This window comes from Rubellimicrobium roseum, from assembly GCF_006152145.1.
GTDB lineage: Bacteria > Pseudomonadota > Alphaproteobacteria > Rhodobacterales > Rhodobacteraceae > Rubellimicrobium > Rubellimicrobium roseum.
The window spans coordinates 19,716-43,824 of sequence record NZ_VDFV01000031.1 but is presented as its reverse complement, the minus strand read 5'-3'; the positions used below and the strand labels follow the sequence as shown (position 1 = coordinate 43,824).

Below are 24,109 nucleotides of genomic sequence, written 5' to 3'. Positions count from 1 at the left end.
TCACGCGCGTCGCCTGACCTGAAGGGGAAAGGGGCAACCTCGGCCTCCAGTCGAGTTCCGCAACAATGCCGTGCGATCCGGAAAAGCTTAAGCAAGGCGTCTCTCAGAAGTTCGCTGGCCTTCTGTCGGACTGTGACAAGATGTTCCGTGACGGTCGGCGAGCCCCTCGACCGACGGAGTCCAGCGCTATTCGCCAGCCGGAAGCCGGTAGGCCACGACCTGGTCCGAGACCTCGGGCTTTAGGATCGAGTTGCCGCCCGCGACGAAGACCACGTAATCGACGCCTTCGTGCGTGAAGACGGCCGGGATGGCGACCGAGGGGGCCTCCACGAGATCGGACCAGATCTCCTTGCCCGTGGCCGCGTCGAGTGCACGTACCCGCGCGTCCATCGAGGCACCGATGAAGATGACGCCCCCCGCCGTCACCACCGGCCCCCCCAGCGTGGGCGAGCCCCAGTCGCGCAGGCCGTAGAAGCCCCATTGCTGCGAGAGGCCGAAGGGCACCTCGTAGAGCCGCTCGCCCGTGCGCAGGTCGTAGGCCGAGAAGGTGCCGTAGGGCGGCTCCCAGCAGGGCAGGCCGAGGGACGTGCGCCATTCGGTCAGGTGGATACCGTAGGGCGATCCCTCCTGCGGGTAGTAGCCCTCCTCGTTGCCGCTGCCGCCGTCGACCTCCTCGTATTCGGCGCGTGGGATCAGGCGGATCACCTGCACAATGCGCATCGAGTTGATGTAGAGCACGTCGTTCACCGGATCGACCGCCGGGCCACCCCAGTTGTTGGCGCCCGCGGTGCCCGGATACATGAAGGTCCCCTGCTCCGACGGGGGCGTGAAAGGCCCCTCGTAGCGGTAGGTCTCGCGGTCCTCCGAGCACTGCCCACCGCTCAGGAGGTCGGCCAGCCCCCAGACCTCGGGCATGTCGGACACGTCTACGGTCGGGGGCGGCAGATCCACGAAGGGCTGGGTGGGCGCGGCGACCTCGCCCTCGGCGTCCGACGGCGGAACGGGGCGCTCCTCGATCGGGAAGACGGGCTCGCCGGTGCGGCGGTCGAGGACGAAGAGGAAGCCCTGCTTGGTTGTCTGCACGAGAGCGGGAATGGTTTCTCCGCCGCGGTCGATGTCTACGAGGACGGGAGCCGAGGGCGTGTCGTAGTCCCAGATGTCGTGGTGGACGATCTGGCGGCTCCAGCGAACCTCGCCCGTCGCCACGTCCACCGCCGTGATGGAGGTCGCGAGCGGGATGTCATCGAGCCGGTTGCCTCCCCAGTAGTTGGGGGATGGCGAGGACACGGGCGCGTAGACTAGCCCGAGCTCCGGGTCGGCGGCCATGGACGTCCAGATGTTGGCGGTGCCGGTCTGCTGGACCATCTCCTCAGGGATAAAGGATGTCTCCCACAGCAGTTCGCCCGTGCGAGCATCGAGCGCGAGGAGGTTGCCCGGCGGCGCCACGGTGTATTCCCAATCCTTGCCCGCCCAGCCCAGAAGCAGCGTGTCGCCCACCACCGTCGGCGGCTGGAGGAGCGAGAACGGAAAGCGGTCGTTGACGTCGTTCCACTGGTTCACATCAACGACGCCACCCTGACCGAAATCGGCGCATGGTTCCCCGGTGTCGGCGTCCACGGCATGAAGCGTGGCGTCCATCGTGCCGATGTAGACCCGCTTCCCGCAGGCTTCTGCCGCCCCACTTTCCCAGTAGGCGACGCCACGGTTCTTGAGCGCGGGCTGGGTCAGCGCCTCGAGCGTGGACTGGCTGTCGTAGCTCCACTTCTGGACCCCCGTCGCCGGGTCGAGTGCGAGGATGCGGTAGAAGGGTGTGCCAAGATAAAGCGTGCCGTTCGCGTAGATGGGGGTGGCGGACCAGACCGTCTCGGGCAGCTCGCCCGAGCCGTCGGACACGTCGCCGGTCTGGACCTCCCAGGCGCGTTCAAGCCGGCCCACCGTCTCGGGCGTGAAGCTCGTGACATCGGCGAACTTGGTCGCGGCAAGATTGCCGTTAAAGCTGTCCCAGACCGGTTGCTCGGCCAGGGCGGGCGAGCCGAGAAGGACAAGGGCGAGCAGGGGCCGGACGGCGAGTTGGCGCATCAGGCGAGCCTCCTGCGCGGGCGAAGGAGAACGGCGATCAGAACCCCTAGTGCGGCCAGCGCCATGGCGGCGGCGAAGGCGTCCTGCATGAGAAACCAGGCCGCGACCGCGGTCAAGGCCGCGCCGAGGAACAGGAGCGCGTCGAGGACGCCGCGCAGCGCCCCGCGTAGCACAGCCGTCAGGGCGATGAGCGCCCCTACCGCCACCGCCACCGCTCCGGCCAGCGCCAGGAGCGCCCCCCCGGTGCCGTCCACGCCACTGTCAGGCCTTATATAGGCCGCTCCGCCCAAGACCGCGCTCACCGTCGCGGGCAGGAGGACAAGGAGGTAGGAGAGGCGCATGACAGGGCTCCGGCCGGGATTATTCATCGGGGCCGCAACCGCCGGGAGCAACAGGAAGTTCCCCCTAGGTCACCCGAGCAGGAGCAACTCGCCTTTCCCGCGCCGGTGGAGGGGTTTCAACGCCTCCTGCCCAACCTCTTGGTGGCAGTCCTCGTGCTTCTTCTCTGCGCAGCAGTCGCATAGGGACTCCGGAAAGCGATCCACCGCTGGGACGAGCGGCACGAACGCGCCATTCCCGGCGCGGCGCTGGACCTGCTCGTCAAGTAAGTAGTCATATCTTGGGCTCGCTCATCGGGCTCATTATCGTCATTCCCACCTTCAACCCCGGCGACCTGATCGCGGGCCCTGGCATCGGCTCGGTCGCCATCGGCTTCGCTTTCAAGGACATCCTCCAAAACTGGCTCGCCGGATCACCGCTCCTGCTCCGGCGGCCCTTCCGAGTGGGCGACAAAATCGTAGCGAATGGTCACGGGGGAAGGTCGAGTGGATCGAGAACCGCGCCACCATGATCCGCACGTATGATGGGCGGCGGGCGATCATCTTCAACGCCGCCACCTTCACCAATGCGGTGACGGTAAACACCGCTTGCACGCTGCGACGGACCGGAGTGGACGTCGGCATCGGCCATGGCAAAGGTATCGCTGCGGCGCGGGCGGCGATCCCATCGGCGCGGCGGGGCGTCGAAGGCCTCGTCGCCGACCCCGCCCCGAGGTCCTGCCCTATGAGTTCGCGGGATCGCAGGTGACGCTCAAGGTCCGCGTGTGGTAGGACAGCCGGCGCACCAGCATCGTCCACACCCGGGTCCGAGTCATTCGAGCGATCAAGGAGACACTCGACCGGGCCGGCATCGACATACCCTTCCCGACACGGTGGTGTCCCCCCACCCCCGACCGGACCGAAGAAGTGGTCGGCAGCGCGAAGGCTGGCCACCCCGGCGCGATGGGCCGCAGCCCCGTCCGGCCCGCAAGGCGGCGGCCGCAAGCGCTAAGGCGCGCTCAGGCGGGGTGCGCGATCCACGCGACCAGGCGCAGGGCTTCCCGATCCGCTGGAAGGGTCAGCGACGTCTCCGCCCGGTCAAGAGCTTCGGCCGCGAGACGACGGGCCGCCGGGCCGAACCTCGCCTCGTCCTGCGCGACCAGCATGCCGAGTCCCTTTTGGACCCAGAGCTGCACCTCGAGCATCGCCGCCCCATCCCGCGCGATCCAGCGGAAGGCGTCCTCGACCAGATCCTCGACCGGCAGCCGCTCCACGTGGAGGCGGGGGTGGCGCACCGACGGACAGGCCGCGGCTGCTTGGGCCGCCCAATCCGACAGAAGGGCCGTCGAGGTGGCGATCACGCCGATGGCGGTGCCCGGGTCGTTCACTGCCGGGGAGAGCGCGCGCAAGGCGATCTCGGACAGCACCGTAAGGCCGAAGCGTGGATCCTTCTCATAGGTGCGCTGGCCACCGACGAGAAAGGCCGCACGAAGCCGGCTTTCCTCTTCTTCGGACAACGTACGCAACGTGAGGAGGAGAGGCCGACCAGGTCCCACGAAGGCGCCGGGTCGCGCAAGCAAGTGCAGGTCCGTTCGCATCTCCTCGGCTAGGCATCCCAAGCTCTCCGTGTCGACGGCCTGCACGAAGCCGGGCTTCCCAGGCAGGACGGGAACGCCGTCGCGCGGACGAGCGGAGACCGGGGCTCCTCCCAACAGGGGATCGCCCGCGAGTTCCCGCAACGACTGACGGGTGGCCGCCTCGACGAGATCGACGGCCTCGGCCACTCCGCCCAAGCGGCTCAACCGGGCGATCCAGCGGATCAAGGTCACGATGAGCCCGAGGAGAAGGGCGCAAGTCACGAAGAACAGGAGCACCTTTGAGGCGTCGCTGTAGTAGCCGGTAGACAGTCCGACGATCCCCACGACGGCGAAGACGAAGCCACCGATGAAGGTGGATATGGCGGCGCGCGCGGTGCTGTCCTCCACGAGGAGCGGACGGACCCGGGGCGAGGTGCTGGCGGAGGCCGCATGGAGCGACGAAGCCATGATTCCAAGGGAGAAGATCGCGACGGCCAGAAGCGTGTTGGCGAGCGCGTCGAGCAGGTCGTAGACGCCGCTGAGGCCGATGAGCTTCATCAGCCCATCGGGCAGGAGATGGGCCACGAAGGGCGCCGTGGCGAGCACGGCCAGTGCCAGGATCGCATAGAGCGCCGGCCGGAACCAGAGCGATCGCAGCATGCGCGAGGCGATCAGCCGGAGGTGGGAACCACTCATCCTCAAGCCCCCATCAAAGAGGAACTATCCGGTGCCCGACCGACGCCACGGCGCGAACCGGCCTGCATTCTCGACCGATCTTGCATGCGTATCCCTTTATCTTTTTCTTCCTTGGGACCCCGCCACATTGGCCAGGCTCGACCTGCCGTCTCCGGATGATGCTTCAGCAAGCACGGACAGCGATCCGTCCGTCTCGATCACCACGGTGGTGCTGTCGTCCAGGACCGCCACCCCTTGGCTGCGCAGGGCGGCGAGGACCTCCTCGCGCGTGACCCGTTCGCGGCGCATCGCGGCCTCCCGCCACTGGCCGCGGTGGACGAGGAGCGCGGGCTGAGCCTTCACGAGATCCTGCACGGCATCTGATCGGACCGATGCCCAGGTGACCGCGAATTGAAGCAGGACCAGCAGCGCCATCCCCGCGAGGCCTTCTGCCAAGGACGTGCTCTTCGACAGCATCGTGGACGAGAGGGCCGATCCCAGCGCCACCGTCACCACGAGATCGAAAGCGTTCATCTTGGACAGCGTCCGCTTGCCCGTGACGCGCAGCACGAGAACGAGACCGGCATAAGCGAGCGTTCCCACGAGCATAACGCGCCCGATGCCGCCCCAGCTTTCGAATAGATCGATCATCCGACCTTCTCCGTTTCCGGATTCATTGCCGCCCAAGGTCGGACATCGCCGGACGGTTCCGGTCGTTCGCCTCGTCAACGCGCCGGCGCCGCGATCGGATACGTGTTGGCAGGCTGGATCTCCACGACGGCTTCGTGGTGGGCACGACGGCCGCACTCTTCCTTCTAGCCGACCTCGTCGCGCGGCGCCGGGCTGGCACGGGTGCGAGCGCGTGACCGGCCATCACGCTCTGCTGCTGGTGGCCGGAGCCGGATCGCGGTGCGGGGGACGCAGGCTTCTCGCGGCCTGACGGACAAACTCCAGGTCTGCGCCGAAGCCCGGATCGACTTGGCGACCCCCGTGAAAGACTGCATGCCGTGATCGGCAGCGACGCCGATCTGGTGGAGGCGGCCTTGGGCCTGATCGGGGACAAGCGCCTGACCGTCGCGCGCCACCAGGACTGGGGATGAGGTCCTGTCGGCCTCCCTCCGACGCGGGCTCAAGTCTCTGCCGTCCTCCAGCCGTGGCGTGGTGGCCCTCCTGGCCGACATGCCGCTGGCTCCGGCTCAGGCCGCCACTCCGCTCTTGGAGGCGCTCGATCGGGACGCGACAGCCGCCGAGTCCCGTCTCGGCGAGCATCCGGAACATCGCGTTGCGTTCGCCCGCGATCTCTATTCTGAAGTCACCGTCTTGCAGGGCGATCAGGGCAGGCGGGCTCACCTGCGGAGTCATGCGGAGATTGTCCGGTTGATCACAAGCGACCCAGGGGCCGTGCTCGGCAGCATCGACGATCGGACTTGGAGGCTCTGACCTCGCCCCAGCCTTGACCGTCCGCCAGGGACATCCACGGATGAGTGCCGGGTCCCTGATTCTCCGGGGAACAAGGACGCGACGAACGGCCTTTTGCGTGTCAGGTCCCGTAGGCCTTCGGCCTGCGGAACCCGGTACGGCCAGCGACGCGGCGACCCCTCCTGCGGAGACGGGCGTCAAGGGAGGACCGACATGGCGCCAGCCGTCGCTTGGGAACGTTCGACGCGTGGACCGGGGCTCTCGGAACGGCGTCCCTTGTCCCGGCGCAGCCGTCCTCCTCCGCCAGCTTCATGAGGTTCCTATGCCATACCTGCGCTATGCCCCCGAAATCGAGCAGCCCGAGCCCGACGAGCAGGCCACCATCGATGGCATCATCGAGGGCATGACCACGCAGGTGGAGACGGTCGAGGCGCGCGAGCACCACGCCGTCCGCGCGAGCCACGCCAAGAGCACGGCCTGCGCGATCGGCACGCTGGAGGTACCGGACGACTTGCCCGCCGAACTGGCGCAGGGGATGTTCGCCAAAGGCGGGACCTTTCCGGTCGGCGTGCGCTTCGCCCAGGGGCCGGGCGAGACGCTGGGCGACCGGGTGTCCACCCATCGCGGCCTATCGATCAAGGTCTTTGGGGCCGCGGGCGAGCGCCTGCCCGGCCATGATACGCCCGTGCAGGACTTCGTGCTGGCGACAGGGACCACGTTCCCCTCCGGCACCGCCAAAGGCTTCCTGCGCGACGGCACCGTCATCAGCGGCTCGGCCGGGATGCCGGAACTCGCGAAAAGTGCAGTATCCTCGGTCGCGCGAAACTTGAATCGCGTGCTACAGACAGTCGGGACCTCCAGCGCCAAGGCCGAGTTCTTCGGCCATCCCTACGACCACCCCCTCATCAATGCCTACTTCAGCCAGACGCCCCTGCGCTGGGGCGAGCACGTCGCAAAGATCGGCGCCTTTCCCGCCTCGGCCCCGCAGGACGCCCTGCGCGACTGGCGGCTCAACCCGCACCAGGACGAGGACGGCTTCCGCATCGCGACTGTGGCCTTCTTTCGCGCCCACGATGCGGTCTTCGAGCTTCGCGCCCAGCTTTGGGCCAACGCCGAGACCCAGCCCATCGAGGACGCCTCGGTCGAGTGGCCCGAGGATGACAGCCAGTACCGCACAGTGGCGACGATCACCCTGCCCCGGCAGGACGCCTATTCCGACGCCCGCGTGCGCTACTTCGACGAGGAGCTGACCTTCCGGCCCTCGCATTCGCTGGCGGCGCATCGCCCGCTGGGTTCGGTCATGCGGGCGCGGCTGCAGGTCTACAAGGCGCTGTCCGACCTCCGCCATCGCGACAACGGCGTTCCCGAAGCCAGCCCCACCCGCATCGAGGAGATCCCGGCATGAGCCAGGCGGCCCTGAGCCTTTCGAACGACCCCGGCCTTGCGCTTGCCTCGCGGCCCATAGGCACCGTCCCCGTCCGGCTCACCATCAACGGCGAGGCGCAGGCGCTGGACTTGGAGCCCTGGGTCACGCTCCTCGACCTGCTGCGCGAAGGGCTGCACCTCACGGGGACGAAGAAGGGCTGCGACCACGGGCAGTGCGGGTCCTGCACCGTGCTGATCGACGGCACGCGCATGAACGCCTGCCTCAAGCTCGCGGTGACGCTCGACGGCTGCGAGATCACCACCATCGAAGGGCTGGGTCAGCCGGGGAACCTCCACCCTCTCCAAGCGGCATTCATCGAGCATGACGCCTTCCAGTGCGGCTACTGCACGCCGGGGCAGATCTGCTCGGCCGAGGGGCTGATCCGCGAGGGCCACGCCCATACCCGCGAGGAAATCCGCGAGCAGATGAGCGGGAACCTCTGCCGCTGCGGGGCCTATACCAACATAGCCGACGCGATACTTGAGGTCATGGGCCAGGAGGGCTGGGAATGATCCGCTTCGACTACGCCCGCCCCACGGATTTGGCCGAGGCGCTGCGCGAGGGCGCGGGCGAGGAGGTGGCCTACCTCGCTGGCGGCACGAACCTCGTGGACCTTCTCAAGGAGAATGTCGCGCGCCCGACCCGCGTGGTGGACATCGCCCGCCTACCTCTAACTGGCATCGAGGATACCGCGCAGGGCGGCCTGCGCCTCGGCGCGCTCGCGACCAACACCGAGACGGCCTACGACCAACGGGTGCAGGCGCGCTATCCGCTCCTGTCCTCGGCGCTTCTGGCGGGGGCGACGGCACAGCTCCGAAACGCGGCCACGAACGGCGGCAACATCAACCAGCGCACGCGCTGCTACTACTTCTACGACGTGGCCACCCCCTGCAACAAGCGCGAGCCCGGCCAGGGCTGCGCGGCGATCGGCGGCGTCAGCCGCATCCACGCGATCCTTGGGACAAGCCATCAGTGCATCGCCACACATCCCTCGGACATGGCCGTCGCTCTGGCGGCGCTCAAGGCCGAGGTGCGCGTGACCGGCCCCGGGGGCGACCGTGTCATCGCCTTCGCGGATTACCACCGCCTTCCCGGCGACGAGCCCTGGCGCGACACCACGCTGGAGCCCGGTGAACTGGTCACTGCCATCGACCTGCCGCCCGAGAGCTTCCCGACCAACTTCACGTATTTGAAGCTCCGCGAGCGCCTGTCCTATGCCTTCGCGCTCGTCTCGGTCGCGGTGGCGATGCGGCTTGAGGGCGAGCGCATCGCAGAGGTGCGGATCGCGCTGGGCGGCGTCGCCCACAAGCCGTGGCGACGGCCCGAGGCGGAGGACCTGCTGAGAGGCCAGGAGCCCGGCCGCGAGGCCTTCGGGGCGGCGGCCGATGCGCTGCTGGAGGGCGCGCGCGGCCAGGGCGGCAATGACTTCAAGGTGCCCATGGCGCGCAAGGCCATCCTGCGCGCCCTCGAACAGGCGACGGCGGGAACGCCGCAGTCGCAGACCGACAAGCGCATCGCCTGAGAAGGAGCGGACATCATGCCCGACACCCGCCACGAGCCCATCAAGGTCGGCATCGGCACCCCCCTCAGCCGCGTGGACGGCGTGGACAAGGTCACGGGCCAGGCCCACTACGCCGCCGAATACGCGGTGCCCGACGTGCTCTACGGCGTGATCGTCTCGGGCCGGATCGCCAAGGGCCGCATCACCGCCATCGCGGACGGCGCGGCGCGCGCGGTGCCCGGCGTCGTCGAGGTGCTGACGCACATGAACCGGCCAAGCGAGGCCTGGCGCGACAGCAAGTGGAAGGACGAGCTCGCCATCCCCGGCGACCCATTCCGCGCATTGGGGGACGACCGCATCCAGTTCAGCGGCCAGCCCGTGGCGCTGGTCCTCGCCGAGACGTTCGAGGCCGCGCGGTTCGCCGCCTCCCTCGTGGACGTGTCCTACGAGGAGGAGCCGCACAACGTCGACTTCGACCTGTCGCTGGCCGAGAAGACCCTGCCCACCTACAAGCGCAAGAGCTTCCACGCCCCCAAGTCCCACGGCGACGCCGACAAGGCCTATGCCGAGGCCGACCTGCGCCACGAGGGCGAGTACCGCCTCGCCACCGAGCATCACAACCCGATGGAGATGCACGCCTCCACCGTCCATTGGCACGGGGACGGCACGATCACAGTCTACGACAAATGCCAGGGCGCGCAGGGCGTCCAGAGCTACATCGCCTCCGCCTTCGGCTTCCGTCAGGAGGACGTGCAGGTCATCAACGCCTATGTGGGCGGCGCCTTCGGCTCGGGCCTCCGGCCACAGTACCAGGTCCAGCTCGCGGTGCTGGCAGCCAAGAAGCTGGAACGGTCGGTGCGCGTGGTGATGACGCGCCAGCAGATGTTCACCCACGCCCACCGCCCGCAGGCCATCTACTCGATCAAGCTCGGAGCCGAGAGGACGGGCAAGCTCACCTCGATGATCAACGACGCGACCACCTCGACCTCGCGGTTCGAGAACAACATGGAGGACGTTGTGACCTGGGGCATGATCAACTACGCCTGCCCCAATATGAGCGGCGCGTACACGGTGGCCCCGCGCGACACCTATACCTCCGCCGACATGCGCGCGCCGGGCGCGGCCACGGGCATGACGCTGTTCGAGATCGCGATGGACGAGATGGCCTACAAGGCCAAGGTGGACCCGCTGGAGTTCCGGCAGATCAACTACTCGGACATCGACGCGATGAACCGCCAGCCCTTCACCTCCAAGGCGCTGCGCGAGGCCTACCGCGAAGGCGCGGCCGCCTTCGGATGGGACCGCCGCTCCTTCGAGCCGCGCTCCATGCGCGACGGGCGCGAGCTGATCGGCTGGGGCGTGGCGACCGGCGTCTGGGACGCGCAGTTCTCCAAGACCTCGGCCCGCGCCACGCTGACGGCGGACGGCCATCTGGAGGTCGCCTCGGCCACTGCCGACATCGGCACCGGCACCTACACGGTGATGACGCTGGTCGCCGCCGACACGCTGGGCATCGCGCCCGAGCGGATCACGAGCCGGCTCGGCGACAGCCGCCTGCCCACCGCGCCGGTCGAAGGAGGCTCCTGGGCCGCGGCCTCGACGGGCGCGGCCGTGCAGGTCGCCTGCCGAGCCGTGGGCGAGAAGCTCCTCAAGGCCGCCGCCAAGGTCGAAGGCCAGCCCCTCGCCGCCGCGTCCTCGGTGGACGACCTCACCTTCGCCGACGGGCGCATGGCGCTGAAGTCCGAACCCGGCCGCTCGGTCGCCATCACCGAGGTCATGCAGGCCGCCACGATCGACAGGATCGAGGTGGAGGAGACCGCCTCGACGGGGTTGAGCGGCCTCGTGAGCCAGGCCCGGAAGTCGCGCAAGACCCACAGCGCCGTCTTCGTCGAGGTGCGCGTGGACGAGGAACTCGGCCAAGTCCGCGTGACGCGCGTGGTCAGCGCCATCGCGGCCGGCCGCATCATCAACCCCAAGACCGCGCGCAGCCAGATCCTGGGCGGCGTCGTCATGGGCATCGGCATGGCGCTCCACGAGGAGACGCTGGCGGACCTGCGCCTCGGCCGCTGGATGAACCACAATTACGCCGAGTACCACATCCCCGCGCACGCCGACGTCCAGGACATCGAGGTCATCTTCGTGGACGAGCCCGACCCCGAGGTGACCCCCTTGGGCGTCAAGGGCCTGGGCGAGATCGGCATCATCAGCGTGGCGGGCGCCATCGCCAATGCCATCTTCCACGCCACCGGCCAGCGCCACCGCAGTTTGCCCATCACCATCGACAAGCTGATCGCCTGAGCCTTCCAAGAAAGCCATACTGTGGGCGACTCATGGCAATCAGCCAAGGAAATGCCGGCCGAAACCCGGCGGTCTCGCCCATCGTCCGCCGGGGTCAGCCGCGAGCCCCGGAAGGGTTTCCCCCGACCTCCTCTGCGGACAACGACGACCGAGACCTGATCACCCGGCGGCCGTGGTCGGACCCGAGCCGCAGCGCCAAGGAGGACCAGCCATGCGCCCCCTGATGACCACCGCACTCGCCCTCTCGACCTGTTGGCTGGCCCCTCTGGCCTTGGCGCAGGACGACGATACCGCGTCACGTCTCCCGCAGGCCGAAGTGCCCCTGATCGCCGATCAGCTCGAGGACCCCAAGAACGCCGCCGTCACCGTCGTGGGCCATGTGGTCGAGCCCTTGCAGATCGAGGCGACCGACGAGCGTGTGGACAGCCTCGCCCTCCCTGACGGGTTCGAGATCTCGGTCTTCGCCCGCGACCTCGTCAACCCGCGCATGATCCGGGTGGCTGACGACGGCACCGTCTATGTCACCCGCCGCGACGTGGGTGACGTGGTGATGCTGCGCGACGCCGACGGGAACGGCGAGGCCGAGGTGCGCGAAGTGGTGGCCACCCGGCCCCAGATGCACGGCATCGAGATCGACGGCGACACGGTCTACCTGATCACCGTCGAGGACATCTACCGCACGACGCGCGCCGCGGACGGCACGTTTGGCGAGCTTGAGCGCATCGTGCAAGGGCTTCCGGCCGCGGGCCAGCACCCGAACCGCATGGTGGTGCGGGGACCGGACGGCAATCTTTACGTCTCCGTGGGCTCGACCTGCAACGCCTGCGCCGAGTCCGACCCCCGCCACGCCACGATGTTGCGCTTCCGGCCTGACGGCACGGGCGAGACTATCTTCGCTTCGGGCCTTCGCAACACGATCGGCTACGCCTTCGAGCCCGGAACGGGCGCGCTGTGGTCCATGGACATGGGCATCGACTGGCTGGGCGACAACGAGCAGCCCGAGGAGATCAACCTCATCGTCGAGGGCGCGCAGTACGGCTGGCCCTATGTCTACGCCGACGACCGCCTCAACCCGCAGGACTACCCCGCGAACGGCCTGACCATCGAGGACTGGGCCGCCCAAAGCACTGACCCCGAGGGCTTCTGGACGCCCCACGCCTCGCCCATGCAGATGGCCTTCTACACGGGCGAGGCCTTCCCCGAGGACTACCGGGGCGACGCCTTCCTGCCCATGCGCGGCTCGTGGAACCGCAACCCGCCCTCGGGCTACGAGGTCGTCCGCATCGACTTCGAGAACGGCGAGCCGGTGGGCATCGAGCCGTTCATCACGGGCTTCCTGATGGAGGACGCCGAGAGCCCTTCGGGTTGGGGCCAGATGGGGCGGCTCGCGGGCCTTGCACAGGGGCCGGACGGGGCGCTCTACCTGTCGGACGACACGGGTGGCGTGATCTACCGCATCGTCTATACCGGCGCCGAGGGCGACGCGGCCGAGGCGCAGGGCGCCACGCTGGAGCCGACGAACGTCTCGGGGGCCGAGGTCGGGCTCGCCACTGGGGCCCCTGCCCCGACCCCGCCCGAGCCGGGCCCCGAGACGCTGGCTAGCCAGGAGGTCGCGTCGCAGGGCGGCCCCATCGACGTCGTCTCGCCCGCCTTCGAGGACGGCGGGACCATCCCGACCCGCCACGCCCGGCAGGGCGAGAACATCTCGCCCCCGCTCGACTGGGCCGAGGGTCCGGACGGCACGCAGTCCTTCGTGCTGCTCATGGAGGATCCGGACGCCGCCGAGGAGCCCCCCTTCGTCCATTGGATCGCCTACAACATCCCCGCAGACGTCACCGACCTTCCCGAAGGCGTCCCCGCCTCGGAGCGCCTGGCGCAACCCGAAGGCGTGCTTCAGGGCCGCAACGACCAGGGCTCGGTGGGTTACACAGGCCCGAACCCACCCGTGGGCGACCCGCCGCACGCCTACCACGTGCAGGTTTTCGCGCTCGACACCACGCTCGACCTGCCCCACGGCGCGAGCCGGACCGAGGTGCTGGACGCGATGGAGGGCCACGTCCTGTCGGTCGGGGAGACGGTGGGGACCTACGGGCGCGACTGAACCGGCCACATACCACGGCGGGGGCCAGCCTCAGCCCCCGCCGATCAGCCCGAACCCGACGGCCACCGTCGCCAGCGACAGCGCGAAGCCCAAGGCCATGAGCAGACCGTCCCGCAGCGTCATCGCCAGCCCGAAGCTCGCGATGGCCGCCATCGGCGCGGTGCTGGCGAAGGGCAGCAGCTCCAGGGGCGGCACGCTCAGGCACAGAAAGACGATCAGGACGGCGGCGACGCGCAGCACCTTGTCGGAGGCGAGCCACTCCAGCCGCCCGTGGAACCAGCGGTCGAGCCAGCGGGCGACGGGCTGCAGCTTGTCCGTCGCCCGCTTCATCCGGTCCCCCGTGACGGACAGGTTCCGCAGGAACCCCGGCAGCCACATCTTCTCTCGCCCCAAGGCGATCTGCACGGCAAAGAGCGCGATGATGAGCGCCAGGATCGACGGGACGGCCGGGATGCCGCCGATGGGCGAGATCTCGATCAGCGCCGGAACGAACAGGAGCGGCCCGTAGCCCCGGTCCCCCAGCGCCTCCACGACGTCACCCACGGACACCTTGTCCTTGTCCTCTCCCGTCTCGTGCAGGCGGTCGAGGGCCTGCTCCACTCCCTTCTCGTCGGCCAAGGCTTCGTCCTCTGATCGTGTCGCGCTGCCGCGCCAACCCGATGGCCCAAGTGGTGTTCCCTCTTCCGAGGACGGCCGGTCGCCCCCGCCCGGTGAACCCTCCCCTCCGGTCCGCGTTATGACCCCGGCAGAGGGGAGAACCACATGGCCCAGACCGTCGGGGATTTCATCTGGGAGCGCCTTCGGGCCTGGGGCGTGCGGCGGGTCTTCGGCTACCCGGGCGACGGGATCGGCGGCCTTGTGGGGGCGCTGGCCCGCACGGAGGGCGCGATTGACTTCGTGCAGGTCCGGCACGAGGAGATGGCGGCGCTCATGGCCTGCGGCACCGCCAAGTTCACGGGCGAGGTCGGCGTGTGCATGGCGACGTCCGGCCCCGGCGCGGTCCATCTCCTGAACGGCCTCTACGATGCCCGGCTCGACCACCAGCCGGTGCTGGCGCTGGTGGGCCAGCAGGCCCGCACCGCCCTGGGCTCGCACTACCAGCAGGACCTCGACCTCCAGTCCTTGTTCAAGGACGTGGCCGGGGCCTACATCGAGACCGCCTTCACCCCGGCGCAGGTGCCGCACCTGATCGACCGCGCCTACCGCATCGCCAAGGCCGAGCGGCGCGTCACCTGCGTGATCCTGCCCAACGACGTGCAGATGGCCAACATGGAGGAGCCCTCGCGCGAGCATGGCATGACGCATTCGGGCGTGGGCATCGACTTGGCCCCCATCGTCCCGGACTCCGCCCCGCTGATCCGCGCCGCCGAGATCCTGAACGCGGGCCAGCGGGTCGCGATGCTGGTGGGCGCCGGCGCCCTGGGCGCGACGGACGAGGTCATCGCCGTGGCCGACCGGCTGGGCGCGGGCGTGGCCAAGGCGCTCCTCGGCAAGGCCGTCCTGCCCGACGACCTGCCCTTCTGCACGGGCTCCATCGGGCTCTTGGGCACCAAGGCGAGCTGGGATCTCATGCAGGGCTGCGACACGCTCCTCATGGTGGGCTCGGGCTTCCCCTACACCGAGTTCCTGCCGCCCTTGGGCCAGGCGCGAGGCGTCCAGATCGACGTCGATCCCGGAATGCTGGGCCTGCGCTACCCAATGGAAGCCAACCTGGTCGGCGACTCCGCCGCGACCCTGCGCGCGCTCCTCCGCCTGCTGACGCCCAAGGCGGACCGGAGTTGGCGCCAGCGGATCGAGGTGGCGGCCACCGAGTCCTGGGATCAGGCGGAGTCCATGGCCATGGCCGAGGCCAACCCCATCAACCCCCAGCGCGTCGCCCACGAGCTGTCCGAGCGGCTGCCCGGGAACGCCGTGGTCACGGCAGACAGTGGCACGACGACGGTCTGGTACGCCCGGAACCTCCGGTTCAGACGCGGGAACATGGGCTCCGTCTCCGGCACGCTCGCCACCATGGGCTGCGCCGTGCCCTACGCCATCGCCGCCAAGTTCGCGCATCCCGACCGCCCGGCCATCGCTCTCGTGGGGGACGGGGCCATGCAGATGAACGGCCTCACCGAACTCATCACGGCGGCCAAGTACTGGCGCCGCTGGACCGATCCGCGCCTCGTGGTCATGGTCCTGAACAACCGTGACCTGGCTTACGTCACCTGGGAGGAGCGCATCCAGGCGGGCGACCCCAAGTGGGAGGGCAGCCAGGACCTCCCCGACGTACCCTACGCCGAGTTCGCCAAGCTCATCGGCCTGGGCGGCCGGCGGGTCGAGGACCCCGCCGAGGTCGGTCCCGCCTGGGAGGAGGCGCTCGCGGCCGACCGGCCCTTCGTGCTCGACATGGTGACCGACCCCGACGTGCCGCCCCTGCCGCCGCACATCACGTTCAAGCAGGCGCGCGGCTTCCTGGGCTCCATGGTCGCGGGCGACCCCGAGGCGCGCGGCGTCCTGAGGCAGACGGCCCGGCAACTGGCGGACAGCCTTTGGCCACGCAGAAGGTGAATGGCCCGGCCATCCCGGATCCCGGGCCGCCTCCGCGACGAGACTTGGCCGGATCGCCAATCTGTCAGGAATTGGTGGTAGCGGAGGAGCGTTCTGATCGTTTACCGACGATTCCGCTCCTCGAGATAAGCCTTTGAACCTCAAAGTCGCGCCGCGAACGGAACTGTCAGTCCGCCGATTGCAGCCTGCCCCCAGGCAAGGTGACGGCAGGCGAGCACGGATCGCCAGAACCGCGGGCATCGTCCCCGACACTCCGGTGCCACCCGGTTCTGTCGCCTCGACGATGTGGAGGCCGGGCACGTCCCGGCACTGACCTCGGCCCTTCAGAACCGGAACCGCCAGATCATCGCTCATCCTCGCGCTGCCCGTCTCATCGGTCGCTGCGCCAATCGCAATCATGTGCCGGAAGAACCACGCAACTGGATCCTGCAACAGAGCATCGGCACGGACCCCCCAGTCCCACTTGCATCCGCCGCAACCGCCGTCCAGCAGGACGCCGATTCGCCCGCCGGCTCTGGCGACGGGCCCGAGGGACGCCACCTTCTCCCGCGAGGGCAGCGCCTCATCGGACTGACGCGTCCCGCTGACGATGTGTGGCCGCGGGATGCCTCAGCGACGGGTCTGCCTCGGGTCGAGCACTAGAGGACCCCCAGGAGACGCTGCTTTTGGCCAAAGCCGACGAACGGGAGTTGCGCCGGGCCGCGCTCGCCCACCGGCGCGGCCCGATAGCGGGTTGGACATCGTCCCCGGCCTGCCATCGTCCTGGCGCCACTTCGCCGGACATGAACCGCGGTACCGGCTGGCCTTTATCAGCCCACGATATCCGGAGCCGTCGGAGGGAACCTCACAGAACCCGCTCTCCTTGGCGACGCGGAATGCATGTTCAGCCGGATAAATACGGCTCCCGGGCATGGGCCTCCGTTCTATTGTCGCAGCCATACCTGCATCGGATTCGGACCGCGGTTCGCCCAGGCGTAGTACGGCACCCCGATCAGCGTCGCCGGACGCTCGGGCGCGGGCTCCGTTCTGTAGAGGGCCGAACCCCAGGCCTTAGCCTCCGCGGCCCGGGCGGTGCCCTCGATAACGGTGATGCCGCCCAGCAGGGCCGGCTCATGCCGCGCCAAGAGGGGTGCCCCGTCGTCCAGACGGAGCCGGTGCAGCGGCACGTCTTGGTCCCGTTCCTCGACGCAGTAGACGAGCGGCCCGCGCCGTAGCGCCACGCGGCCTGCGTCCTGACGCACGTCGGGATGGGCGTGGAGCCGCTCGGCCGGCATCGGAAGGTCGAGTTCCACCACGTCGCCCGGCGCCCAGGCGCGGGTGATCCGGAGGTAGCCACGCTCGGGGACGACAGGCACCGCGTCGCCGTTGACCCGGGCGGCCGCGCCCTGGCACCAGCCCGGGATGCGGAGCGACAGGGTGAAGCGGCCGGCGCCCTCCGGCGCGACCTCCACCCGGATGCGGCCGTCCCAGGGGTAGTTCGACGTCTCGCGCAGCGTCACCTGGCCACCCGCGACGGGCAGCGTCGTCCCGGAGCCGCCGTAGAGGTGGACCGCCACCTCCGTATCGGCCAGCCCGTAGACGTAGCCGCCCACCGAGGCCACGAGGCGCGAGACGTTCATCGTGCAGCAGGGGCAGCGATGCCAGGCCCAGCGCGTGTGGCTGCCGTCGCTTTCCAGCTTGTTGTCGTAGAAGTAGTGCTCGCCGTCCAGCGACAGCCCGGCCAGCGCGTTGTTGTAGAGCGCGAGCTCGAGCATGTCGGCGTAGTGCCCGTCGAGATCGAGGTTCAGCATCCGCGCGGCCCAGAAGATCATGGCGACGCTGGCGCAGGTCTCGGCATAGGCGGTGTCGTTGGGCAGGTCGTAGTCGCGGGTGAAGCCCTCGTTGCGCTCGGACGGTCCGAAACCGCCGGTGACGTACATCCGACGCTCGGTGACGTCCCGCCAGAGCGCCTCGCAGGCGGCCTTGAGGGCCGCGTCGTCGTGCTCGGCCGCGAGGTCGGCCATGGCGGCGTACATGTACATGGCGCGGACCGCGTGACCCACGACCTTGGTCTGCTCCCGCACCGGCAGGTGGGCCTGGCTGTACTCGTAGCCCGAGTCGGCGAACCAGTAGTCCTTCGGGTCCTCGCCGCGGGCACGCGCCTCCTCGTCGAAGTAGTGGACGCCCCCGGGCCGCGTGCCGCGCTCGTCGATGAAGTAGGTGGCGAGGTCGAGGTACTTGCGCTGCCCCGTGGCGTGCCAGGCGCGGATGAGCGCGAGCTCCAGCTCCTGGTGGCCGGGATAGCCGCGCTTCTGGCCGGGCCCGCTGCCGAAGGTGGCGGCGATATGGTCGACGAAGCGCTCCATGATCCGCAGGAACCGGTCGCGCCCCGTGGCGTGGAAATAGGCGACCGCCCCTTCGAGCAGGTGCCCGGCGTTGTAGAGCTCGTGGTTGTCGCGGAGGTTGGTCCAGCGGTTCTCGGGCTCGCGCTCGAGATACCAGCAGTTGAGGTAGCCGTCGGGCGCCTGCGCGCGTTCGAGGTCGTCGATCATCGACTCGATCTCGCGCTCCACCTCCTCGTCGCGGCGGTGGGACAGGGCGTAGGCGGCGGCCTCGATCCACTTGCCGATGTCGCTGTCCCAGAAGACCTGCACGGTGAAGCCGTTGGGCCCGCGCGGCTGCGTGAGGGGCGGAACGGGCTGGGGCAGCCTGATCGACTCCCGGATGTCCCACTTCTCGAGCATCCGTAGCTGGCTCGGAATCGTGCGGGTCAGCACGGTCTCGAGCCGCTCGTGCCAGAACGGGCCGGTGACGGAAACCCGGCTGAAGGGAACGGACGAATAGGTGCGCATGGGGGTCCTCGCAGGCAGGGGCGCGGCCGCGGTCAGAGGGTCAGGCCCGTCTCGCGGTCGAAGAGGTGGATGTTGCCGGGATCGATGCAGAGCGGAGCCGCGTCGCCGGGCCCGAGCCCCCCGCGACCCTGGGCCACGAGCATCAGCTCGGGCTCGCTCTCTGTGGTCGTGTAGGTCATCGATCCGGTCGACTCGACGGCTCGGACGGTCAGTCGCATCTGGGCGCCCGCGGGGTCCACCCGGAGGTGCTCCGGCCGGAGGCCGACCGTCACGGGGCGCCCCGGCTCGGCCCGCCGGCCGAGCGGCAGCACCGGCCCGCCAGGCAGGCCGAGCCGAACGGAGGCGCCGTCGGGCTCCACCGTTCCCTCGACGAAGTTCATGGCAGGCGAGCCGATGAAGCCTGCGACGAAGCGGTTGGCGGGGCGGTCGTAGAGCTCGAGCGGCTCGCCCTGCTGCTCGATCCGGCCGTCGCGCATGACCACCACGTGGTCGGCCATCGTCATGGCCTCGATCTGGTCGTGGGTGACGTAGACCGAGGTGGCGTTGAGCCGGTCGTGGAGGGCGCGGATCTCCATCCGCATGTGGACGCGCAGCGCCGCGTCGAGGTTCGAGAGCGGCTCGTCGAAGAGGAAGGCCTTGGGCTCGCGGATGATCGCCCGGCCCATGGCGACGCGCTGGCGCTGCCCGCCCGACAGCTCACGCGGGTAGCGATGCAGGAGCTGCGTGAGGCCGATGGTGCTCGCCACCTCGTCGGCGCGCCGGCGCGCCTCGGCCTTGGCGACCTGCTTGAAGCGGAGCGAGTAGGTCAGGTTCCCCAGCACCGTCATGTGCGGGTAGAGCGCGTAGGATTGGAACACCATCGCCACGTCGCGCCGGCGCGGCGGCACGCCGGCCATGCTTTCGCCGGCGATGCGCATCGTGCCCGAGCTGATCGTCTCGAGCCCCGCGATGGACCGCAGGAGCGTGGACTTGCCGCAGCCCGAAGGCCCGACGAGCGCCACGAAGCGACCCTTCGGGATCGTCAGGTTGATGTCCTTGAGCGCGTGGTAGGCGCCGTAATGCTTGTCGACGCCGGAAATCTCGATCTGGGGCGTCACTTGAGGGCTCCCGCGGTGAGGCCGGAGACGATCCGGCGCTGGAGGATCACGAAAAGGACCAGGATCGGCGTCACGTAGATGGCCGAATAGGCCATGATGCCGTTCCACTGGGTCGAGTTGGGGCCGAGGAAGCCCGAGAGGCCCACGCTCGCCGGCTGGTAGCGGGGCTCGGTGATGATGGAGCGCGAGTAGATGTACTCACCGAAGGCCGTCATGAAGGTCAGGATGGCGAGCACCAGGATGCCGTTGCGGGCGAGCGGCAGGACGATGAAGAAGAAGGCCCCCCAGCGCGAGTTGCCGTCCACGAGCGCCGCCTCCTCGAGCTCGCGGGGCACGTTCATGAAGGTGGCCCGGACGAGGACGATGTAGAACGGCACGGCCTTGGCGGCGGCCGCCAGGATCACCGCGAGCCGCGGCGTGTCGAGCAGGCCGATCTGGTTGAAGCCCACGTAGAGCGGCGTGATCATGACCGAGGCCGGCAGGACCTGGAGCATCAGGATCACGAACAGCGCCACGTCGATCCAGCCCGACCGGTACCGCGCGAGGACATAAGCGCAGCCCGTCCCCAGGAGCACGGTCAGCGCGGTCACGCCCGCGGCGATCACGACCGAGTTCCAGAGGAACACCGGCATCGTCCGGCGGATCCAGGTCTCGGGGTAGATGGCGGGATCGGGGTCGCGGGGCCAGAAGGTGGGCGGGTTGGCGAAGATCTCGGACGCGCCCTTCAGGCTCGTGACGTACATCCAGTAGAGCGGGAAGAGGTAGGCCGCGGCGAGGAGCAGCGCGACCGACAGGAAGAGCCAGGGGAAGCGCAGGCGGGTCATCCGCGCACCTCGCTCCGGGTGGACCAGACGTAGGCGGCGGCCGCCACCAGCACGAAGGCCAGCATCATGACCGACACCGTGGCCCCCTTGGCGAAGTCGAACACCTGGAAGGACCACTGCCAAGCCCAGTACTGCGCCACGTTGGAGGAGTTGGCGGGGCCGCCCTCGGTGATCGCCGGGAAAAGGTCGAACTGCTGGAGCGTGTAGATAAGCCCCAGGGCCAGCACCGCCCCGATGGTGGACCGCATCATCGGCAGGGTGATCGTGGCGAAGCGCTGGGCCGCGCCGGCGCCATCGAGCTCGGCCGCCTCATAGAGGTCCCTCGGGATCGCCGCGAGCCCCACCGACAGGAGCAGCATGTTGAAGGCGAGGCCCAGCCAGATGTTGGCGACGGTGACCGCCCAGATCGAGAGTCCGGGGTCGGACTTCCAGAAGAGCGGACGGTCGACTAGGCCCATCCCGGACAGGATGGCGTTCACCACCCCGTAGTCGCCGGCCAGCATCCAGCTCCAGATCGCGCCGACCACGAGACCCGGCATGACCCAGGACACGAGGAACAGGCCGCGGATCGTGGCGGCGAAGGGAAAGCGCAGCATGAAGAACAGCGCGAAGGCGAAGCCCAGCACGAACTGCCCCGCGATCGAGCCGAAGACGAAGACGGCCGTGTTGCGCATCACCAGGGGGAACTCGGGCTGCGAGAGGACCGCGCGGTAGTTGTCCCAGCCCGCCCAGGGCCTGACCCAGGCGCCCAGGGTGAACATGTCCACCTGCTGGAAGCTCATCAGGACGTTGTAGACGAGCGGCAGGCCCGCCATCACGAGGAGGAAGAGCATCGTCACCCCCACGAGGAGAATGTCGAAGCCTCTGCCGTCCACGAGGCTTGAAACGATGCGACGCATGGCGCGCCTCCCTTCAGAGGGTGGAGGGACCGGCCCGCGGGGGCCGGTGCCGTTCATCGGGGATGCGAAGGACCTAGTTGACGACGCCGTCGATGGTGGCCTGCGCCTGAGCGAGCGCGGCCTCGGGCTCGGCCTGGCCCGTCAGGGCCGCCTGCATGGCGTCGTAGATGGCCTTGGAGATCTGCTGCCAGTCAGGGTGCGGTCCCCGCGGCTGGGCGTACTGGAGCTGCTCCTGGAAGACCGCCAGCGCCTCGTCGATAGCGGGGTTGCCCGACGAGGGCAGCTCGATGTCGTTGCGCGCCGGCAGGTAGTTGAACTCGGGGAACAGGCGGTCGTCCTGCTCGGCGAAGTACTCGAGCGCGCGGAACGCCTCCTCCGGATGCTCGGTGGTGGACATGATCCCGAGGTTGAAGCCGCCCAGGGCCGAGGAACGCGCGCCGCCCTCCTCGAAGGTGGGCAGCAGCGTCACCCCCCACTCGAACTGCGCGTCCTCCGACATCCGGTCGAGCTCCCAGGGGCCCGAGATCGCCATGGCGGCGTTGCCCGAATTGAACGTGCCCGTGGAGTCGTACTGCCCCAGCGTGAGGACGTCCTGGCTGGCCCAGCCGTTGTCGATCATCCGCTTCATGCGCGCCAGCGCCTCCTGCGCGCCGGGCGTGTTCACGTTGGAGTAGTCGCCCCCCGACATCTGGATCACGGGCAGGAACTGGAACGTCCCCTCCTCGTTGCCGCGCGCGGAGAAGGTGGCGCCGTAGACGCCGGCCGCCGGATCGGTGAGCTTCTCGGCCGCAGCTTCGAACTCGGCCCAGGTGCGGGGCGGCTCGACCCCCGCGGCCTCGAGCAGGTCCTTGTTGTAGAAGACGCCGATGGTGTCGGTGTACTTGGGGATGCCGTACATGCGGCCCTCCCACATGACCGAGTTGAGCGGCCCCTCGAAGTAGTTTTCAGGGTCGATGGCATCGGACTCGGCCACCATGTCGGTGATGTCGAGCATCGCGCCGCGCGACGAGAACAGCGCAAAGTCGGGATTGTCGAAGCTCACGATGTCGGGCGCGTTGCCCGAGGCGTAGGCCCGCAGAGTCTCGTTGACGATCTCGTCGAACTGCAGCGCGCGGTACTCGACGACGATGTCGTCGTTCATCTCGTCGAACTCGCGCGAGAAGGTGTCGGTCGGGCCGGGCCGCCCTTGGGCGCCGTCGATCGACCAGATGACGAGCGTGACGGGTTCCTGCGCCAGGGCGGCGCCAGACAGGGCCATGCCGGCGATCGCCGTGCCGGCCCAAAGTCGGATGGTGGAAAGCTTCATCGGGTCCTCCCTGGTGCGGCCGGGGCCGCGATTCAGGCCGTGGGAGACTTGTTGGCTCCCTTCGGCAGGTTCCGGCGGTGGCAGCATGCCCCCGCTGGGCATCTCGTCAGGTCGCCCGGGCGCCGGGGCGCCCGGACCTTCAGCGTGCCGATCCTCCTCCGCAGGACTGGCGGACCACGAGCCGGCAGGGCTGCCGCCGGACGCCCGGCTCCACGGCCCGACCTTCGGACAGGGCGAGCATCAGGCGGCCCGCCTCCCGCCCCAGATCCTTGAGGTTCATGTCGATGCTGGTCAGCGGGGGACGCGTGGCGGCGGCCACGATCTCCCAGTTGTCGAAGCCCACGACCGACACATCGCCAGGCACGGCCACCCCCCGTTCGCGCAGGGCGTCCACAGCGCCGCGGGCGATCTGGTCGTTGCCGCAGAAGAGGCCGTCGGGCGGCGGCGCCGACCCATCCCAGAGGCGGGCCACCGCCTCGTGCCCCCAAGCCTCGCTCCAGGCGCCGTGCAGCACGGTCGAATCTGGGCCGGTCACCTCGCGGAATACCCGCGCCCTTTCGCGCGCCGAGGCGAAGCTTGCCGGCCCCGTCACGTGGGCCAGTCGTCGGCGGCCGAGCCCGGCCAGCCACTCGGCCGCTTCGCGGGCCCCCTGCGCGTCGTCCGAAACCAGCGACACCGCGCCCTCCGGCGCATCCGTGAAGACATAGACAACCGGGACGGGCAGGTCCGACAGGTCGACCGGCAGCCGGCGGTCGATGCGCTTGCCGCTGCAGATGATCCCGTCCACCTGCTTGTCGAGCATCGCCTCGACGTGCAGCCGGCCAAGCGCGGCGTCGTCCTCGATCCCGCACATGAAGACCGAGACCCCCTGGTCCACCAGCGCCTCGGCCACCCCGGCCATGACGGGCATGCTGAACCGGCCGTAGCCGTCGTTGGTCAGGAGCCCGACGGTGAAGCTGCGCTGGCTGCTCAGCGCCCGGGCCATCGCATTGGGACGGAAGCCCATCGCCTCGGCGGCCTGCCGCACCCGCTCGCGCGTTTCGGCCGTCATCCGGCCGGAACCATTCAGCGCCTTGGACGCGGTGGCGAGGCTCACCCCGGCGGCGCGAGCCACGTCTGACAGGCGGATGCGGTCTCCGACAAGCATCGCGGCCCCTTGGGAAAGCGATTTCTCATGCAGGGAAACCGCTTTCTCGACACCTGTCAAGC

19 protein-coding genes are annotated in these 24,109 nt (G+C 69.1%); 8 read left to right on the top strand and 11 right to left on the bottom strand.

The annotated features are described in order from the left end of the window. Window positions 1-186: 186 nt before the first annotated feature. Window positions 187-2,079: a pyrroloquinoline quinone-dependent dehydrogenase gene (locus FHG71_RS16325; protein ID WP_139082765.1), complete on the bottom strand. Its 1,893-nt coding sequence runs from the start codon at window positions 2,077-2,079 to the stop codon at window positions 187-189. Beyond that, window positions 2,079-2,420 (bottom strand): hypothetical protein, encoded by a 342-nt coding sequence (locus FHG71_RS23640; protein WP_176559456.1) that lies wholly within the window; start codon window positions 2,418-2,420, stop codon window positions 2,079-2,081. Before FHG71_RS23640 ends, FHG71_RS16325 begins: the two co-directional genes overlap by 1 nt. Window positions 2,421-2,925: 505 nt before the next feature. On the opposite strand from FHG71_RS23640, the gene FHG71_RS16310 reads away from it, so the two are divergent. Next, window positions 2,926-3,165 (top strand): hypothetical protein, encoded by a 240-nt coding sequence (locus tag FHG71_RS16310; protein ID WP_139082764.1) that lies wholly within the window; start codon window positions 2,926-2,928, stop codon window positions 3,163-3,165. 250 nt (window positions 3,166-3,415) lie between these two features. On the opposite strand, the gene FHG71_RS16305 is transcribed toward FHG71_RS16310, so the two are convergent. Then, a complete protein-coding gene (locus FHG71_RS16305; protein ID WP_139082763.1) occupies window positions 3,416-4,669 on the bottom strand; it encodes a DUF2254 domain-containing protein in 1,254 nt (417 codons plus the stop codon). Window positions 4,670-4,765: 96 nt separating this feature from the next. Beyond that, window positions 4,766-5,299, bottom strand: coding sequence for a DUF421 domain-containing protein (locus tag FHG71_RS16300; protein WP_139082762.1), 534 nt, complete (start codon window positions 5,297-5,299; stop codon window positions 4,766-4,768). A 453-nt stretch (window positions 5,300-5,752) separates the two neighbouring features. Here FHG71_RS16300 and FHG71_RS24775 point away from each other — a divergent pair, with 453 nt between their 5' ends. The 6 genes from FHG71_RS24775 to FHG71_RS16270 all read left to right on the top strand — a co-directional run bounded on the left by FHG71_RS24775 (window position 5,753) and on the right by FHG71_RS16270 (window position 13,393). Then, window positions 5,753-6,088, top strand: coding sequence for an NTP transferase domain-containing protein (locus FHG71_RS24775; protein ID WP_139082769.1), 336 nt, complete (start codon window positions 5,753-5,755; stop codon window positions 6,086-6,088). A gap of 301 nt (window positions 6,089-6,389) precedes the next feature. Continuing rightward, window positions 6,390-7,472, top strand: coding sequence for a catalase family protein (locus FHG71_RS16290; RefSeq protein ID WP_139082761.1), 1,083 nt, complete (start codon window positions 6,390-6,392; stop codon window positions 7,470-7,472). Beyond that, a complete protein-coding gene (locus FHG71_RS16285) occupies window positions 7,469-8,005 on the top strand; it encodes a (2Fe-2S)-binding protein (protein WP_139082760.1) in 537 nt (178 codons plus the stop codon). Before FHG71_RS16290 ends, FHG71_RS16285 begins: the two co-directional genes overlap by 4 nt. Then, a complete protein-coding gene (locus FHG71_RS16280) occupies window positions 8,002-9,015 on the top strand; it encodes an FAD binding domain-containing protein (RefSeq protein ID WP_139082759.1) in 1,014 nt (337 codons plus the stop codon). Before FHG71_RS16285 ends, FHG71_RS16280 begins: the two co-directional genes overlap by 4 nt. A gap of 15 nt (window positions 9,016-9,030) precedes the next feature. Then, a complete protein-coding gene (locus FHG71_RS16275; protein ID WP_139082758.1) occupies window positions 9,031-11,292 on the top strand; it encodes a xanthine dehydrogenase family protein molybdopterin-binding subunit in 2,262 nt (753 codons plus the stop codon). 211 nt (window positions 11,293-11,503) lie between these two features. Further along, window positions 11,504-13,393, top strand: coding sequence for a YbhB/YbcL family Raf kinase inhibitor-like protein (locus FHG71_RS16270; protein WP_139082757.1), 1,890 nt, complete (start codon window positions 11,504-11,506; stop codon window positions 13,391-13,393). A gap of 30 nt (window positions 13,394-13,423) precedes the next feature. On the opposite strand, the gene FHG71_RS16265 is transcribed toward FHG71_RS16270, so the two are convergent. After that, window positions 13,424-14,011 (bottom strand): exopolysaccharide biosynthesis protein, encoded by a 588-nt coding sequence (locus tag FHG71_RS16265; RefSeq protein ID WP_139082756.1) that lies wholly within the window; start codon window positions 14,009-14,011, stop codon window positions 13,424-13,426. Between the two features lie 144 nt (window positions 14,012-14,155). Here FHG71_RS16265 and FHG71_RS16260 point away from each other — a divergent pair, with 144 nt between their 5' ends. Continuing rightward, window positions 14,156-15,943 (top strand): thiamine pyrophosphate-requiring protein, encoded by a 1,788-nt coding sequence (locus tag FHG71_RS16260; RefSeq protein ID WP_139082755.1) that lies wholly within the window; start codon window positions 14,156-14,158, stop codon window positions 15,941-15,943. A gap of 923 nt (window positions 15,944-16,866) precedes the next feature. Here the strand turns inward: FHG71_RS16260 and FHG71_RS16255 are convergent. The 6 genes from FHG71_RS16255 to FHG71_RS16230 form a co-directional block, all read right to left on the bottom strand. Continuing rightward, window positions 16,867-18,774, bottom strand: a complete 1,908-nt coding sequence (locus FHG71_RS16255; RefSeq protein ID WP_139082754.1) for a glycoside hydrolase family 127 protein — start codon at window positions 18,772-18,774, stop codon at window positions 16,867-16,869. Window positions 18,775-18,806: 32 nt separating this feature from the next. After that, on the bottom strand, window positions 18,807-19,871 hold the full coding sequence (locus FHG71_RS16250; protein ID WP_139082753.1) for an ABC transporter ATP-binding protein: 1,065 nt from the start codon (window positions 19,869-19,871) through the stop codon (window positions 18,807-18,809). Continuing rightward, window positions 19,868-20,695 carry a carbohydrate ABC transporter permease gene (locus tag FHG71_RS16245; RefSeq protein ID WP_139082752.1) on the bottom strand — a complete coding sequence of 276 codons (828 nt, stop codon included), beginning with the start codon at window positions 20,693-20,695 and terminating at the stop codon, window positions 19,868-19,870. Before FHG71_RS16245 ends, FHG71_RS16250 begins: the two co-directional genes overlap by 4 nt. Then, window positions 20,692-21,594 carry a carbohydrate ABC transporter permease gene (locus tag FHG71_RS16240; RefSeq protein WP_139082751.1) on the bottom strand — a complete coding sequence of 301 codons (903 nt, stop codon included), beginning with the start codon at window positions 21,592-21,594 and terminating at the stop codon, window positions 20,692-20,694. Before FHG71_RS16240 ends, FHG71_RS16245 begins: the two co-directional genes overlap by 4 nt. A gap of 73 nt (window positions 21,595-21,667) precedes the next feature. After that, window positions 21,668-22,900 (bottom strand): ABC transporter substrate-binding protein, encoded by a 1,233-nt coding sequence (locus FHG71_RS16235; protein ID WP_139082750.1) that lies wholly within the window; start codon window positions 22,898-22,900, stop codon window positions 21,668-21,670. A gap of 139 nt (window positions 22,901-23,039) precedes the next feature. Beyond that, a complete protein-coding gene (locus FHG71_RS16230) occupies window positions 23,040-24,047 on the bottom strand; it encodes a LacI family DNA-binding transcriptional regulator (RefSeq protein WP_139082749.1) in 1,008 nt (335 codons plus the stop codon). Between the last annotated feature and the right edge of the window lie 62 nt (window positions 24,048-24,109).